We start from the raw sequence: 15976 nt of genomic DNA on the forward strand, positions 1-15976 counted from the left end.
TTATGGAAACCAATCAAGCCACGCCGCAGCAGCGGCGCAAAAGAAAAATGCTCGTGGTGATGCCCCTGCTCATCCTGCCGTTTACCACGCTGATCTTCTGGACCCTTGGTGGTGGTGCAGCTGAAAGCGCAACCGCCACACAGGCCAAAGGGCTGAGCATGAAACTGCCTGGCGCGATCTTTTCGGATAAAGACCTGGGCGACAAACTGAGTTTTTATGAAAAAGCGCGTGCCGATTCCGAGAAAAAAGAACAGCTGCGCAAAGCCGATCCGTTTTTTAAAAGAGCAGCCGACTCCAACGCAACCCAACCCGGCGTGTTCCCCGGCGGTGTTTTTTCCCCTCAACAGCCTCCTTTCGGTACACCGGACGGACCGGGCGGGAATAACGGCCCGGCGCTGAACGCAGCCCGGATCAGTCAACGGCTGACCCAATTACAGGCGGTATTGAATAAACAACCGGATGTCCCGTTGAACCCGCCGCTCAAACGGGAGGCGTCCGTGTTGCCGGATTCTCTGTTGCACCCGAGGGAGGAGGAAGACCCCGAACTGAAACAAATGAACGGCCTGCTGGAAAAGATCCTCGACATCCAGCATCCCGAACGGGTAAAACAACCGGCAGTTCCCGCTACGGAGAAAACAGCAGTCCGGAAATTCCGGGCAATCCCCGCTGTGATCGAGGGCAATCAAAAGATCGTACAGGGAACGGTCATCTGTATGAAGCTGCTGGATACCGTAACCATCGGCGGGCAGCTGTTTCCAAGGGGACAAAAAATCTATGGCAGCGGCACGCTGGCCAGCCAGCGCTATACGCTGAACGTCAAAAGTATCCATGTGGGAGCTGATTTTTACCCGGTAGACTTGACAGTATTTGATAAAACCGACGGGATGGAAGGGATCAACGTTCCCGAGGCGATTACTAATGAAGCGATCCGTGACGGTACGGTCAGCGGTGTACAGGGCATGGATCTCATGAGTTTCGACCCTTCGGTTGGTGCGCAGCTGACAACGGCAGGCATCAATACTGTCAAAGACGCTTTTGGCAAAAAAGTGAAACGGGTGAAAGGAAAAATCAGGGACGGGCACCTGCTGCTGCTCCGTGATAATAATGAAAATAAAAATGGACACTAATATGGAAATCAGGGAACATAAATGGGTTGATATCGCAGAACGGCTGGAAAATGCGCTGAAGCACAACTTGCCCTGGGTGGCTTTCAACGATACTGCGGAGGGCTTATCTCATGTCAATATGGAGTTTTTCACTTCCGCCAAACACGCCAATGATTTCTGCATAGCGCGCAATTATGCCATTGACCTGGGCGGGGAATCTTTTAATCCAAGCGATTACCGTAACCTGCCTGTGGCCAATCTGCAACAGGTGTTGCGGCAAGATAGTTCCGCTGCCATCTTTAATAAAGACCAGGTGGAAACGCTGCTGCAACTGGCGTCAGTACAGCCGTTAGCTGGTTCCGACCATGTGCGGGCTTCCGAATTAGCCATAAGTGGTTCATTCTTCCCGGTGCAATGGACAAAGATCATCCAGCCGGTCAAAGAAGTCGTGGAATACCAGGTAATTCATCATACGCATCTGGGGCACCACGTTTATGAAATCGGGCATGAGGTCAGCCAGGGGCCTTCATTTGACAACTATGAAAATGCGGCCCGATGGCTGAAGGAGGAACTGAAAGATAAACGCCCGGACAGCAGTATTGACGAACATCTGATCATCGGACGATACCGGGACAAAGCGCTGGAACTAAACGTGGAAGGCAGGCCGGAAAGTTATTGTGGGATCACTTTGGCCCTCACGGCACCCGTTTATGACCCGCTACAAAATCGAAATATTTACGAACTCCAGCAGATGAATACGCTGGGCAATCCGGCGATCATCCGGCATTTCCTGTATGCCCGCGTTGAGGCGGATGGTATACTGAAACTTTATGATGACAGCCTCAAACCAGCCGACCCGGAACAATTGAAGACATCGGCCTATCCCGTGCAATTTACTTATGAACAGTTTAACACCAAAAACGAAAAAGTTATGAAGATCAACGAAGAAAGCTATTCCTATGCGAAAGACATGTTGCTGTACACCGGTTTCGGTGAGGACCTGGCCAAACCATTACGCGACAAGATGGAACAGGGGCTGACCAAATTTACCCTGGAACATAAAAAACAATTCGGGCCGGACACCGTGGAATCGGTGCTGCATTTCGCCAAAGGCACGGAAAAGGACATCATGTTCTTTAATAAATTTGATATGACCCTGAAACAACCGGGCAAAGAAGACCTGAAGCAAACTTATTTTGTGGGCACCAAGCATAATTATACGCTCCAGGAACGCTATAACATGCTGGACGGACGTTACGTTTACCGCGAGCAGCCGCGCCTAGTACCGACGCAGGTTAACGGCGATACCAGGATGCGCCCTAACGGTGAAACTTACCTGGCCTGGCGCGGCGTCAATTTCAAGGAGACGGACAGCTATGGTAACTTCCTCACCAAGTCTATGAACTGGGATCACCAGCGTGAACTCGGCAAATTCGATATCAAGCAAATGGCAGATGATTACGACAGGCGACAGTTCCTGCAACAGCTACAAAAGGGCAACAGCGTAAAAGCGACGGTAACGCAGGACGGTCAACAGGTCGAAGTCCGTGTGGCGGCCAATCCACGCTTAGGTAAGTTGGACTTCTATGATCAAAACGGGCAAAAGCTGGACATCAGGCCAAAAGAACGTGTCGGGCTGGATCAATCACAGAGCGTCGATAAGGCGACAGCCAAAGAGCAGAAACAGGAAAAAAACAAAACCCAAAGCCAGTACAAAAAAACGACTACCAAGCCGAGCAACGCGGTCGCTGCTGAAAAAAGAAAAGGTTTAAAAGTCGCTTAAAGGTCGTCGTATTGGAACCATTCAGGCCGTTATCAGGATTTTTTGAAGCCATCAGGAACGACGGCCGCATCGGTATAAACCATATCGGTTTGTATGCGGTCTTGCTCCAGCTCTGGCAGGAGCAGGATTTTCAAAATCCGGTAGCGGCCTTTAGTCACGAGGTCATGATCGCCGCAAGAATGTCGGCGAGAGCGACCTATTTTAAATGCCTGAATGATCTGAACGACCTGGGTTATATCCGGTACGAACGATCCTATAAGCGAAACGTCAGGAGCAGGGTTTTCCTGCTTTACTGTGATTGATCATAACAAGGCGGAATTCAGGTTTCGCCTTTTTTTATTAATGCAATTTGACCTTAAATGGAAGTGAGATGAAAAGAGAGGAAAGAAAGTTTAAGTTGGCCGCCAATAAAAATGATGAGAATTTTGAGGACATCGAGCGTGAAAAAGAGAAAAAAATGCTAAATTTAATAGTAGAAATTATAGTAAAAGCGACTTTAAGGGAATACTATGAAACGTGCGATCAGATATTTAAGGTTTAGCCAGTTGGGGCAAAGTAACGGTTCTATAGAACGACAGGAATTATATACGGACCAATGGCTGGAATACAATAAGGTATTGCTGGTCGATACTTTTATCGACCGGGGCAAGAGCGCGAAAACCTTCGACCGACCGGACTTTATCAAACTGCAGGAATTTATCAGTAAGCATCATAAACATGTAGATTATCTGCTGGTCGATCAGATGGACCGTTTTAGCCGTGACGCAGGTGAAGCGATGAGCCTGGTTAAACAGCTGCAAAAACGATACAACATTCAGATAGTAAGCGTTACCGAGGGCATCACCTTTGATTATGACACGCCAGGCAGCTTTTTCAGGGCTGGCCTGCAGTTGTTGCTGGCTGAGGAAGATAATATTAACCGCAGCATTAAGATTCGTGGCGGCAACTATACGGCCCGAGCGAAAGAAGGGCGGTACCTAAGTAACCTAGCTCCATTCGGTTATCGGAAAGTGGGAGAGGGAAAGAAGCGCACTTTGGAAGTCGTTGAAGATGACGCCAAAATAATCCGGTATATATTCGATGCCTTTATCCGCAATATTCCCCTTTTCAAAATCAAGGAGCAGGCATTTGCCATGGGTTTTAACCGGAAAGGAAATAATGCTATTGAAAAAGTATTGAAAAACCCGGCTTACGCAGGTATGGTTAGGGCAAAGGCATTCAAGGATCATCCTGGTGGCCTTTTTCCGGCCATTCATGAACCGATTATTGATAAGACAACCTGGCAGTTCATTCAGAATAAGATGAAAGGCAACGACGGTGTAAGAACGGTGATCAATGACGAAATCCCTTTACGTGTGGCCGTAAAATGTCATTGCGGATTACCATTGACCGGTGCAGCTTCTCGTGGCCGTCATAAGAAATACTACTATTACTATAAATGCAAAATCCCCGGCCATAATAACATCAATGCCGTAAAGGCGCACGATCAGTTCCTGCAGATCTGCGATCTCATGAGTTTAAGCAAAAGCCAGGCTAAATTCATAAAGGATAATGCCGAAAAAACCATTCAGCAGGAATTGTCAAAAAATAAAAAGGTGGCGGCCGAAAAAAAATCACAGCTGGATCAGTTACAGGATAAACTGATGGCGGTCGAAGAAAAATGGATAAACGATCAGATCTCAAAGGATACTTACGACCGCTGGACAGGGAATTATAACACCGATATAGTGCAGTTACAAGCTGAGATCGGCAAACTCAATAAAGATCAATCTCCGGCTCTGGCTATTTTAAACAAGCACCTGCACCTGCTTACTGACCTCAGGCATGTGTTTACCCAGGCCGATACAATACAAAAACGGGAATTTATAGCTCAGGGGTTCGATAGCAACTTGTACTACGAAAATGGGGTCTATCGAACCCCTACGATGCTTGAAATATTTTCACATAACCACCTGAAAATGAGGGAGAAAAACTTGTTGATTTTTGAAAAAAAAGGGGATTTTCTTGCGAAAATCCCCGCGGGTGGAGCCGGAGGGATTCGAACCCTCGTCCAAACATGGTATAAGGTAAGCTTTCTACATGCTTAGCTTCTGTTTAATTGTAGGGAAGGGGAAGGTCAGTCGCTTACCTGTACCGTCTTCCTTAGGTGCTTTATCTCGTTCGCTATGCACACCTTAAGCAAACCAGTTCCGTTTTTCGATGCCCCGATTGCCGATTCAACAGAACGGAAAACCGGCGGGACAAAAGCTATGCTAATTCTAAATTAGGCAGCTAAGGCGTAGTTATTTTCGCCATTTGTAAGTTTGAGCGTTCAGATTTAAGCGCTAATTCACCCAACGCGCTGCATGCTTACCTACTTATCTCCATCCTGTCAATTCCGGTCGACCCCATTTTTTTGAGTTCGCAATTGCCGGTGGGCAGTTTGCAGTTAAGGGTACAAATATACGGAAATAGTTTGCAGTTTCAGGGAATAGTTCATGGATTTTAATCATCATTACACTAAAGTTTTACCCGGTAACATACTTTAGCAACGGCAATTTGTTCATCACGTATATCATTAGGTACGATAACGAAAAGCACAAAAACGCAATCAGCGGAATGCTGAAAACAGGATTAAAAATGGTGTAGGTGATACCCCCAAGCTCAAGCAGGTTTAAGATTAAAGCATGGCTAAGGTATAAGCCCAACGTATACTTACCTATATTGCTTATGACGTTATTTACAACCGGGTTTAAATTAATTTTAATAAACCGTGCCATTAAAAATGCGCTTGCCGATAGTATGAGTATAAAAGGGCTAATTGGTTCGTAAAAGAAAGTGCTTAAGTTCCTGGTTTTTAATAGTAAGAAGTACGTGCCCGAGGCTATCAGTAAAGCGCAAAGTATAAACACCAATGCTGCAACTGAAGCCATGTTTTTAAATGTAAAAGGCTTATAGGCGAGGTAATAGCCAAGTACAAGGTACCCAATATAGCCGGTAAAGTTGTGCAGATCGATACCGGGATCAAATACGGTTAAATATGGCCTGCCTAAAATCATGGTTAAAAACCAGATGCCTAAGAAATACAATAGCTCTTTTTCTGTAGCGTTACGTACAAACTTGCTTATTACGGGTATAATCAGGTAAAGGCCTATTAAAAGATATACGTACCATAAATGATAATAACTGCCGGTTTGAAGTTGCTGTAATACAAGTTTTATATTGGGCCATATATTGTCTGATAATTCTAACTCTCCATCGTAAAGCTTATAACCAATGTATATCAAACTCCAAAAAATGAATGGGGGTATGAGCCTGCCAAGCCGCCTTTTTAAAAAATCGCTAAGTTCATACTCCCGTTGTAATAGTAAAGCTCCGGTTATCATAACAAAAACGGGTACACAAAAACGCACCACGGCATTGTAAGCATCGGCAGCAAGCCAATCGTTAATGGATGCATCTTTAACGCGAAATAACAGGGGAGATGCAGTATGCAGCACTACAACAGCAAACATAGCTATCAGCCTTAAATTATTTACCCAGTTAATATTTTGATGTTTGCCAGGGCTAATTGTTTGGCTAAATTTCATTGAATAAACTTAAGATATTTTGTATGCGATTGATTGGTTAGGGCAAAAAACAACAAAACCCGTTTTTGAACCGGGCTTTGTGTTAGATAAAATGGGTAAAATGAACTAATTGCCAACTACTAACTGTTCACTGGTAACTGTCCTGCCCGGATAAACTTTTAATGCTTCATCTAAACAAACCATGGCTTGTTTAAGATCGTCATTGTTTAAAACATAAGCCATGCGTACTTCGTTGACACCTGCACCTGGTGTGCTGTAAAAGCCGGTAGCAGGGGCCATCATCACTGTTTCGTTATTAAGGCTGAAGGTTTCCAGCATCCACTGGCAAAACTTGTCGGCATTGTCAATAGGCAGCTTGGCAACCACGTAAAATGCACCACCCGGATTAGGGCAATAAACGCCATTCATTTTGTTCAATGCATTTACAAGGGTGTTGCGCCTGCTGGTATACTCTTTATTTACGCCTTCAAAGTAGCTGTCGGGGGTATCAACAGCTGCCTCGCCGGCAATTTGTTCAACCATGCCTGCGCTTAAACGGGCCTGGGCAAATTTCAATGCTGCTGTGCGTAATTCCTTGTTTTTAGTGATCATACAACCCAAACGGGCACCGCAGGCGCTGTAACGTTTGCTTACGGTATCCATCACTACTACATTTTCCTCAAGCCCGTCCATATGCATTGGTGATATAAATGAGCGGCCATCATAGCAAAATTCGCGGTATGCCTCGTCCGAAAACAGGTACAGGTCATACTTTAAAACCAATTGCTTCAGCGCTTCCATCTCATCTTTAGAATACAGATAACCGGTAGGGTTATTGGGGTTGCAGATGATGATAGCCTTGGTTTTATCGGTTATCAGCTTTTCAAATTCGCTGATAGGGGGCAGTGCAAAGCCATTATCTATGAACGAAAGGATGGGTTTAACAACAATATCGCTTTGGCTGGTAAAACCATTATAGTTGGCATAAAAAGGCTCTGGAATGATCACTTCATCGCCCGGATCAAGGCAGGCCATTAACGCTATGCTAATAGCTTCCGAACCACCTGTGGTAACTATAATATCTTCTGTGGTAATATTATAATCCAGTTTGTTATAATATTCGGTAAGCTTTTTACGATAACTTAAAGTGCCCTCACTTGGCGTATAGGCCCAAACTTTAAAATCAATATTTTTAATGGCATTCAGCATGCCATCGGGTGTTGCTATATCGGGCTGGCCGATGTTGAGATGATACACCTTTTTCCCATCCTGCTTAACTTTATCAGCAAAAGGTGTTAATTTACGTATCGGTGATGCGGGCATTCGCTGGCCCTTTTCAGATATTTTTGGCATCCTGCAAAATTAGTAAAATGAAAATATAGTTTGTAAAACCTTTGTAAACGAAAAAAGACCCTGTTAGGGGTCTTTAAAATATCATTTCATATCCCCGGTTGATATAGGGGATATATCAAGCATGTATAAATTACTTGCTTGCCGCGGGTTTAGCTACAACTTCACCAACAATGTTCAAATATTTCTCAGGTGTTACTGCGTTTGATTTAACTACAATTGTTTTGTTAAACGGAGCAGCAGCAGCAGCATTGTAAGTGATTTTGATGGTGCCTTTATCACCGCTTTTTACTGGGGTTTTAGTGTAATCGGCAATGGTACAGCCGCAGGTTGGCCTTACTTCTGTTAAAATAAGTGGCTCTTTACCAATATTGGTAAATTCAAACACAGTAGTAACGGGAGTGCCTTGTGGTATTTTACCGAAGTCATGCTTTTCTTCGTTAAATTTAAACTCAGCTTTTCCACTATCTTGTGCCGATGCGGTGAAGGCAAAGCCTAATATTACCGCGCAAATCATTAATATCTTTTTCATACGTTATATTTGATTATTACAAATATAAAAGGTTTAATGTAATTACAAAACTATTACTCAAACTCCGGGTTTTATCTGTTAGTTTGCTTAATACAGAATAGAATTTTATACTTTTACCGTCTAAACAAAATTTTATATGCCTGAAACTACAACACGCGCTACCAGTAAATTTAATACTGCCGAGCTCAGTTTTGATGATTTCAAGAAGATTGTTATTGATGATTACCGCATTGGTTATGAGAGCCGTCAGGCCAGTTTAATAGGTCGCAGGGAAGTACTAACGGGCAAGGCAAAGTTCGGTATTTTTGGCGACGGCAAAGAGGTTGCACAACTGGCAATGGCCAAGGCTTTTCGTGCCGGTGACTGGCGCGCGGGCTACTACCGCGACCAAACTTTTATGTTTGCTACCGGGATGAGCAATATGAAAGAGTTTTTTGCTCAATTATATGCTAACCCCGATATCGAAAAAGACCCTGCCTCAGGCGGCAGGCAAATGAATTGTCATTATGCTACCCGTTTTGTAAATACCGACGGTAGCTGGGTTAACCAGGTCGAAACGATGAACAGCTCGTCGGATATCTCTACAACTGCCGGTCAGATCCCCCGTTTATTAGGTTTAGCCTATGCTTCAAAACTATACCGCCAAAATAAAGAGCTGGATTACCTGAAACAGTTTTCCATTAATGGTAATGAGGTGGCTTTTGGCAGTGTTGGTAATGGTGCTACGTCCGAAGGTTCATTTTTTGAAACTTTCAATGCCGGTGGTGTACTGCAGGTGCCTATGGCCATCTCTATTTGGGATGATGCCTATGCCATTTCGGTGCCGGCAAATCTGCAAACAACTAAAGAAGATATTTCTGAGATACTAAAAGGCTTTCAGCGTGAAAATGGTAGTAACGGTTACGAGATCTTTAAAGTTCGTGGCTGGGACTATATTGCCCTTTGTGAAACCTACGAACGTGCTATTAATATTTGCCGTGAGGAGCATGTACCTGTACTGATCCACGTTACCGAAATGACACAGCCACAGGGGCACTCAACTTCGGGCTCGCACGAACGTTACAAAAGTAAAGATCGGTTGGCCTGGGAGGATGAGCACGATTGTTTGCTTAAAATGCGTGAGTGGATGATCACCTCGGCTATCACTACCGAAATAGAACTGGAAGAGCTTGAAGCCGAAGCAAAAAGATTTGTGCGCGAATGCCAGCGTGAGGCAGCTAATGAGCTGGCCGTTGTTATTAAAGGTGAAATAGAAGAAGCTGCGGGATTGATAAACGCTTTTGCCGAAACAGTGCCGGCGCAAAAGGAAACAATAGCAGCTTTATCAGCCGATTTGCACTCCAGTATAGATGCCGGAAGGCGTGAGATCTTTACAGCTATCCGTAAAGCATTGCGGTTAACAGTTACCGAGAATAATGCCGAACGCAAGGTTTTGTCAGACTGGCTAAAGGCTGAAGGCGTAAAAAATGCCGAACGTTACAATTCAAAGCTTTTTACCGGAACTCCGGAATCACCTCTGTATGTGCCCGTTGTGCCTGCTGTTTATAGTGATGATGCAAAGGTGCTGGACGGAAGGGAGGTATTGAATGCAGCTTTCGATGCCAACTTTGCAAGAGATAAAAGTATTGTTGCCTTTGGCGAAGACCTTGGCGCTATAGGCGATGTTAACCAGGGCTTTGCCGGTTTGCAGGCTAAATATGGCGACATCAGGATCAGCGATACCGGGATCCGCGAAACAAGTATAATAGGACAGGGCATGGGCCTGGCTATGCGCGGTTTAAGACCGATAGCAGAGATCCAGTACCTTGATTACCTGATTTATGCAATAACCATCATAAGCGATGATATTGCCAGCTTAAGTTATCGTACTATGGGCGGGCAAAAAGCTCCGCTAATTATTCGTACCCGTGGTCATAGATTAGAAGGGATCTGGCATTCCGGCTCACCAATGAGTGTTATTTTAGGATCGATGCGTGGTTTCCATATTTGTGTACCCCGTAATATGACCCAGGCTGCAGGCATGTACAATACACTATTAAGGGGCGATGAGCCAGCATTGGTGATTGAGTGCCTGAACGGCTACCGTTTAAAAGAAAAATTGCCGGCCAACGTTGGCGATTTTACTGTGCCGCTTGGTAAAGCCGAAATTTTAAAAGAGGGTAACGATATTACAGTAGTATCGTACGGATCAACACTGAGGATAGTACAGGAAGCTGCAGTTGAGCTTGAAAGCATGGGGATCCATATTGAAGTGATAGATCCTCAAACGCTTTATCCTTTTGATACAGAGAATGTTTGCGGTGTTTCTTTAAAGAAAACCAGCAAGTTGTTAGTTGTTGACGAAGATTTACCAGGTGCCGGGTCTTCCTATATCCTTCAAAAAATACTGGAAGGGCAAAATGGTTATTACTCGCTTGATGCCCAGCCCAAAACACTTACAGCTAAAGAACACAGGCCTCCTTATGGCTCCGACGGCGATTACTTCAGCAAGCCATCTGTTGACGATGTTATCGAAACCGTTTACGCTATGATGAATGAGGCTAACCCTTCAAAATATCCCGCTATTTATTAATTAATTGTAATTATAGGTTGGTGAATTAGTGATTATAAAATCAGTAGTTCACCAACCATTTGTTTAATCTACTATGGACAATACTTTTTTAACCGTCGCCGAAAATATCAAAACCCGCCGTAGCGTAAAACCGGCCATGATGAATGGTCATAAAGCGCCAAACGGACATATTGCAGCGCTATTGGAGCTTGCGGACTGGGCACCTACCCACGGTTTCACCGAACCCTGGCGCTTCATTGTTTATGAAAATCCTGAACAGTTTTGTGCCGAGCATGCGGAGGTTTATAAAAAGAGCGTATCTGCCGAAGATTTTAATGAGGCTACATACAATAACCTGAAAACACTTGGTAACAAAGTTTCGCACGTTATTATTTCTGTAATGCAGCGTGGCGATCTGCCTAAAATACCGCCGTTTGAAGAAGTGGCAGCTGTATCAAGCGCTATTCAGAATATTCTTTTAGGAGCTACAGCCTTAAATATGGCTTCATTCTGGAGTACGGGTGGTGCTATCCTAAAACCAACTTTTAAGGAATTCCTGAATTTAAGGGATGAGGATAATGTGATGGGCGTATTATACCTGGGTTACGCCGATCAGTATCCCGAAGGGAAACGTACTATTCCGCTTGAAGACAAAATTAAATGGGTTAAATAATTTAACCCATAACCTTTCCTTTTTTCGCTCCGTATAACAGTCCAAAATATTGCTTAGTTTTAAACTTATTTTCATTTTAGTAAAGAATACTGTCTTACCGATTTGGATTTTAAGTTTTAAAGTATATTTTTGTGTTGGCTTGTTAACAGCAAGTTAACCTGCTATCCAAACCCTGTTACTACACCCTAATTAATTAAAATTAAATTAAACTCAGGCAAGCGTATGAGGAAACATTTTTTGTGGGTTACTATGTCGATTTTTTTCCTTTCAGCAACAATTTTAAGCTGGAGATCGGATGGTGCAAACAGATCGGTGAGTGCAAAGAAAAAAAATGCAGCGTTTACAACAAAGGAGCTATTTGAGCAATACGTTAATAATTTATATGTAGCAGCCCACCTTGAGGAAGCCGGCTTAGCTTTTAGCGTGTTTGAAAAAGCCGTAACAGGTTATACCAACCTGAAGCTATCGCACCAGGTACCTCAAAACAGCGATGTACTTACAGTGGTTGATTTTACCAAATCGAGCCGCGAAAAACGTATGTGGATCGTTAACCTGTTGAACAGGGAATTGGTACTTAACACCTGGGTTGCTCATGGATCGGGCAGCGGCGAAGAAATGGCAAGTCGCTTTTCAGATGCTAATGACTCGCACCAAAGCAGTGTTGGCTTTTACATAACCGATAAGGTTTATAATGGTAAACACGGTCGCTCACTATATCTTGACGGGATGGACGAAGGCTTTAACGGAAATGCGCGGATGCGCAGCATTGTTGTACATGGCGCTAATTATGTTGGTCCGGCGGCCATCAATGAGCAGGGATATATCGGCAGGAGCTTTGGCTGCCCGGCGGTATCACCCAAAGTGGTTAATAAGGTGATCAATACCATTGCAGGCAAAACCGTTTTCTTTATTAACGGAAACGATGAGTCGTACTATTCAAAATACCTGGATGAAGCAGGGCCGCTTAACTTAATGGCGAGCGCTGATACATCATTCAGTTTTGCAAAGTTTTAAATCCAACCCAACTATAAACCAAATCATGAAGCCCGGCTTACTCAAAAGTTTGCCGGGCTATTTTTTTATTTCGCTAAAAAGTTTTGCAGGTGTGCGTAAAGCACAATATCTAAACCGTAAACATCAGGGCGGTATTGGATAGCGCCGTTTTCATCTGCCCAGCAGGTTACGTAGGTAATGTAAATAGGCGTTTTTTTAGGCAAACCGATATTAGTAGGCTCCGGTTTATTCACTATCATATCATTTGCTATGGTGTCGATATCGGCACCTTCGCCAAATAAATTCTTTGCCAGGCCGAGGGGATCGCCCAGGCGCACGCATCCATGGCTCACCGCTCTCATCGTTTTACGGAATGCCGCTTTATTGGGCGTATCGTGCAGGTAAACGCTGCTGCGGTTTTTGAACAGGAATTTGATCTTACCTAACGAGTTATCTTCGCCGGGGCGCTGTTTAAATTCGTATTCGAGGTTATCAGGGGTTACCTGTGTCCAATCTATCGTTTCCGGATCGGCTATCCTTTTGCCATCTTTAAACACATCGATGTTTTTATTCGCCAGGTAAAAACGGTCGTCTGCAGCTTCAACAATGATTTCTTTGGTAGCGATACTACGCGGAATGTTCCAGACCGGGTTTACTTCAACGCTATGGATCACACTGTTCAATATCGGCGTTTCGCGCGGGAACGGTTTATCTGCCCGGGCGGTATCGTCAAAATGCTCCAATGTGTTTTGATTTTCCATGTTGCGGCCCTGGCCAACGCAAACCTTCATGTTTAATACCGATTTGCCATCCTCCATAACATCAAGCCTGTAATCGGGGATATTAACAATAACGTATTTAGGTTCATAAGGCTTGTTCCTCCAGCGTAAACGCTCAAGACTAACCAGGAAATAACGCTTGCTTTCCTCTTTCGAAAGGCCCTCTATGGTGGCGCTATCTCTATAAGCCTTTTGTAAGGCTAAATATTGCGGGTTTTTTGGCTGAATACTGTCGAGGAACGTTTTAAAATCTGTCCTGTTTAAAGTGGCAAGCATGGTAGTGCTGTCGGGCCGGCGGGTAGCCATAAAATACCGCGAATAGATTTTTTTAGGGTTAATGACCCCATATTGCAATACATTGGAGTATTTTACAAAGGCCCCCGCTGTTAAAATTTCAAGTTTAGCAACAGTTTCGTAGGCTTCATCAATGGTTTTTATTGCCGTTTTATCTTTGAGTTTGGCAACAAGCGCTTTGATCTCTGCCGATGGGTATACGGTTGGGTCAAGGCCATGTTCATTGATCTTGTCAAGATATTCCGGTAAAGCTTCAAGGTCGCCGTTATTTAAGTGGTTTATAACTAAAATTGGCTGGTATTCGTTCTTTTTAAAAAATGATTCGATAACCAGCGGGTTGGCTGTTTTTGATCTGTATTTTGCAAATACTCTTTTAAATACGGGGATGTATTCTTCAGTATCGGCTTTTTTGAAAATCTCATTTTGAGTGACCCTGAACATATCTTCAGCAATCATCTCATGCTTTTTTTTACAGCTTTGAAGCACCAGCGGCAAAACAAAACACGTGGAAAGTATAATCGGGATAAAGTGTTTTTTAAAAGGGATAGGTATCATATACACGAAAGATAGTTAAATATTGCATATGAATAGCAATAGCCATACCATAAAGCCATGTGCTTTTTATTTATTTTTGAACATAGCCATTTTGCACCGTTAACTCCAATTTGTATTTAATTAAAATGAAAAAACGCCTTTTGCTTGCTTTGATAATTGCCATGCCCTATATGGTTTTTGCACAGAGTTTTAAACCCGTAAATAAAGAAGCATCGCCTGAAGTAAATAAATTGCTCGGTTTCCTTTATAGCATAAAAGGCAAACATATTTTGTCGGGCCAGCAAAATTACAACAGCGACCGTGACGTTTTTTCAGACAGTGCTAAGGCAATTACCGGACACTATCCCGCTGTGTGGGGTTCAGATTTCATGCTTTGGGGAGATAAAGACCTGGGGCCAGATCTTGTAAAAGAAGCTGAACAGAAATGGCAGGATGGCTACCTTGTAACACTTATGTGGCACCAGGGCCGACCGTTGGATAACCCGCCGTATGATTGGAAACAAAGCATCCAGGGGAAACTCACCGATGCGCAATGGAAAGAGCTGACAACGCCCAATACCGACCTGAACAAAAAATGGCTGGCCCAGATTGATGTGATTGCCGGTTACCTGAAACAACTTAAGGATGCCCACGTACCTGTTTTGTGGCGCCCTTACCACGAAATGAACGGTGTGTGGTTTTGGTGGGGAAACAAAAAAGGTAATGATGGCATCATCAAGCTTTGGAAAATGATGTACGACCGCTATACCAATTATCACCACTTAAATAATTTGATTTGGGTATGGGGGCCAAACGGTTTGCGCGACCTGCCTTTAGATGAAGCTTATGATTATAAGGACTTTTATCCGGGTGCCGATTATGTAGATATTTTAGGTGCCGATATCTATCACTTTGACTATGAACAACGGGATTATAATGATTTGCTTAAGGTGGCCAATGGCAAGATCATCGCCTTGACAGAAACCGGCGAACTGCCAAAACCCGAAATTCTGGCAGCACAGCCGGAATGGGCCTGGTTTATGGTGTGGACAAGCTGGCTTTGGACTGATAATACGCATGAAAGGGTAAAAACCATATATGGTCTGCCTCAAACCCTTAACCATGATGAAGTAAAAGCCTTGCTAAATAAAAAATAATGACTACTCAAAAATTACCCGAGGTTTGGCTCCGTGGTCCACTAACTGATATGCCCGCCTTGCTTCAGCCAATTGCACATGCGCTTTTACAGGCAAGGGAAGAGCTTAATGAGTTGATGGCCGGTTTTCCTGATGCGTTATTGTGGGAAAAGGTAGCAGGCATGGCATCGCCCGGTTTTCATTTGCAGCACCTAACCGGGGTGCTTAACAGGCTTTTTACTTATGCAAAAGGAGAGGGGCTTAGTGAGGCTCAGCTAAATTATCTTGCAGCCGAAGGTAAACCCGGAGAGCATAAAATTACTGTTGCTGATTTGGTAAACGCATTTAATGCTGAAGTAGATAACGCTATTAATCAACTCAAGGTTACTGATGAAACTACCTTAACCGATTGGAGAGGAGTGGGAAGGGCGCAATTACCATCAACTGTGATCGGTTTATACACCCATTCGGCAGAGCATACGATGCGGCATTTGGGGCAGCTTATTGTTACAGTAAAGGTGCTTAAGCACGGGCAATAGTAGAAATCGCTCTGAAAAGGAGGCACCTGCGGAGCCTTAAGTCTCTGACTTTCATCTACAAACATGGTACTCCTACGGAGTTTCATTGCTACAGCCCCAACTCCGTAGGAGTACCATGTTTATAGCAAAATAAAAACAATATTAAGGCTCCGTAGGCG

13 protein-coding genes, 1 other RNA gene and 1 pseudogene are annotated in these 15976 nt (G+C 44.0%); 10 read left to right on the forward strand and 5 right to left on the reverse strand.

From position 1 onward, the window contains the following. Positions 1-2 precede the first annotated feature (2 nt). From traM to ACFFGT_RS10640, 5 genes and pseudogenes are all read left to right on the forward strand, one after another. Positions 3-1127: a conjugative transposon protein TraM gene (traM, locus tag ACFFGT_RS10620; protein ID WP_377022505.1), complete on the forward strand. Its 1125-nt coding sequence runs from the start codon at positions 3-5 to the stop codon at positions 1125-1127. Between the two features lies 1 nt (position 1128). After that, entirely contained in the window at positions 1129-2889 is a 1761-nt protein-coding gene (locus ACFFGT_RS10625; protein ID WP_377022506.1) for a hypothetical protein, read from the forward strand. Between the two features lie 11 nt (positions 2890-2900). After that, positions 2901-3191: a hypothetical protein gene (locus ACFFGT_RS10630; RefSeq protein ID WP_377022507.1), complete on the forward strand. Its 291-nt coding sequence runs from the start codon at positions 2901-2903 to the stop codon at positions 3189-3191. Between the two features lie 68 nt (positions 3192-3259). Beyond that, positions 3260-3430 (forward strand): hypothetical protein, encoded by a 171-nt coding sequence (locus ACFFGT_RS10635; protein WP_377022508.1) that lies wholly within the window; start codon positions 3260-3262, stop codon positions 3428-3430. Then, positions 3399-4142: pseudogene (locus tag ACFFGT_RS10640) on the forward strand (recombinase family protein); the annotation flags it as partial. The gene ACFFGT_RS10635 and the pseudogene ACFFGT_RS10640, both read left to right, overlap by 32 nt. Before the next feature lie 767 nt (positions 4143-4909). Here the strand turns inward: ACFFGT_RS10640 and ssrA are convergent. The 4 genes from ssrA to ACFFGT_RS10660 all read right to left on the reverse strand — a co-directional run bounded on the left by ssrA (position 4910) and on the right by ACFFGT_RS10660 (position 8319). Then, positions 4910-5278, reverse strand: a transfer-messenger RNA (tmRNA) gene (ssrA, locus tag ACFFGT_RS10645). Positions 5279-5396: 118 nt separating this feature from the next. Continuing rightward, positions 5397-6458: an acyltransferase gene (locus ACFFGT_RS10650; protein ID WP_377022509.1), complete on the reverse strand. Its 1062-nt coding sequence runs from the start codon at positions 6456-6458 to the stop codon at positions 5397-5399. A gap of 105 nt (positions 6459-6563) precedes the next feature. Next, a complete protein-coding gene (locus ACFFGT_RS10655; protein ID WP_377022510.1) occupies positions 6564-7790 on the reverse strand; it encodes a pyridoxal phosphate-dependent aminotransferase in 1227 nt (408 codons plus the stop codon). A gap of 130 nt (positions 7791-7920) precedes the next feature. Continuing rightward, positions 7921-8319 (reverse strand): DUF1573 domain-containing protein, encoded by a 399-nt coding sequence (locus ACFFGT_RS10660; protein WP_090525844.1) that lies wholly within the window; start codon positions 8317-8319, stop codon positions 7921-7923. A gap of 136 nt (positions 8320-8455) precedes the next feature. Between ACFFGT_RS10660 and ACFFGT_RS10665 the strand changes: the two genes are divergently transcribed. The 3 genes from ACFFGT_RS10665 to ACFFGT_RS10675 all read left to right on the forward strand — a co-directional run bounded on the left by ACFFGT_RS10665 (position 8456) and on the right by ACFFGT_RS10675 (position 12557). Further along, the gene (locus tag ACFFGT_RS10665) at positions 8456-10891 is read left to right on the forward strand and encodes an alpha-ketoacid dehydrogenase subunit alpha/beta (protein ID WP_377022511.1); all 2436 of its coding nucleotides are present in this window, start codon (positions 8456-8458) and stop codon (positions 10889-10891) included. Positions 10892-10964: 73 nt separating this feature from the next. Then, positions 10965-11543: a nitroreductase family protein gene (locus ACFFGT_RS10670; protein WP_377022512.1), complete on the forward strand. Its 579-nt coding sequence runs from the start codon at positions 10965-10967 to the stop codon at positions 11541-11543. Between the two features lie 222 nt (positions 11544-11765). Then, positions 11766-12557, forward strand: a complete 792-nt coding sequence (locus tag ACFFGT_RS10675) for a murein L,D-transpeptidase catalytic domain family protein (protein WP_377022513.1) — start codon at positions 11766-11768, stop codon at positions 12555-12557. A gap of 65 nt (positions 12558-12622) precedes the next feature. On the opposite strand, the gene ACFFGT_RS10680 is transcribed toward ACFFGT_RS10675, so the two are convergent. Continuing rightward, complete coding sequence (locus ACFFGT_RS10680) at positions 12623-14164, reverse strand: L,D-transpeptidase scaffold domain-containing protein (protein ID WP_377022514.1); 1542 nt, start codon at positions 14162-14164, stop codon at positions 12623-12625. Positions 14165-14289: 125 nt separating this feature from the next. Here ACFFGT_RS10680 and ACFFGT_RS10685 point away from each other — a divergent pair, with 125 nt between their 5' ends. Both ACFFGT_RS10685 and ACFFGT_RS10690 read left to right on the forward strand, forming a co-directional pair. Beyond that, positions 14290-15300, forward strand: a complete 1011-nt coding sequence (locus tag ACFFGT_RS10685) for a glycosyl hydrolase (protein WP_377022515.1) — start codon at positions 14290-14292, stop codon at positions 15298-15300. Next, positions 15300-15818: a DinB family protein gene (locus ACFFGT_RS10690; RefSeq protein ID WP_377022516.1), complete on the forward strand. Its 519-nt coding sequence runs from the start codon at positions 15300-15302 to the stop codon at positions 15816-15818. Before ACFFGT_RS10685 ends, ACFFGT_RS10690 begins: the two co-directional genes overlap by 1 nt. Positions 15819-15976 lie beyond the last annotated feature (158 nt).

It is taken from the genome of Mucilaginibacter angelicae, from assembly GCF_042434235.1.
Lineage (GTDB): Bacteria > Bacteroidota > Bacteroidia > Sphingobacteriales > Sphingobacteriaceae > Mucilaginibacter > Mucilaginibacter angelicae.

Bases quoted from the DNA above. Each gene is read 5' to 3' on its own strand.
- ACFFGT_RS10680 (WP_377022514.1), bottom strand. From the start codon at position 14,164: ATGATACCTATCCCTTTTAAAAAACACTTTATCCCGATTATACTTTCC.
- ACFFGT_RS10675 (WP_377022513.1), top strand. From the start codon at position 11,766: ATGAGGAAACATTTTTTGTGGGTTACTATGTCGATTTTTTTCCTTTCA.
- ACFFGT_RS10665 (WP_377022511.1), top strand. From the start codon at position 8,456: ATGCCTGAAACTACAACACGCGCTACCAGTAAATTTAATACTGCCGAG.
- ACFFGT_RS10685 (WP_377022515.1), top strand. From the start codon at position 14,290: ATGAAAAAACGCCTTTTGCTTGCTTTGATAATTGCCATGCCCTATATG.
- ACFFGT_RS10660 (WP_090525844.1), bottom strand. From the start codon at position 8,319: ATGAAAAAGATATTAATGATTTGCGCGGTAATATTAGGCTTTGCCTTC.
- ACFFGT_RS10655 (WP_377022510.1), bottom strand. From the start codon at position 7,790: ATGCCAAAAATATCTGAAAAGGGCCAGCGAATGCCCGCATCACCGATA.
- ACFFGT_RS10670 (WP_377022512.1), top strand. From the start codon at position 10,965: ATGGACAATACTTTTTTAACCGTCGCCGAAAATATCAAAACCCGCCGT.
- ACFFGT_RS10650 (WP_377022509.1), bottom strand. From the start codon at position 6,458: ATGAAATTTAGCCAAACAATTAGCCCTGGCAAACATCAAAATATTAAC.
- ACFFGT_RS10690 (WP_377022516.1), top strand. From the start codon at position 15,300: ATGACTACTCAAAAATTACCCGAGGTTTGGCTCCGTGGTCCACTAACT.
- ACFFGT_RS10625 (WP_377022506.1), top strand. From the start codon at position 1,129: ATGGAAATCAGGGAACATAAATGGGTTGATATCGCAGAACGGCTGGAA.
- ACFFGT_RS10635 (WP_377022508.1), top strand. From the start codon at position 3,260: ATGAAAAGAGAGGAAAGAAAGTTTAAGTTGGCCGCCAATAAAAATGAT.
- traM (WP_377022505.1), top strand. From the start codon at position 3: ATGGAAACCAATCAAGCCACGCCGCAGCAGCGGCGCAAAAGAAAAATG.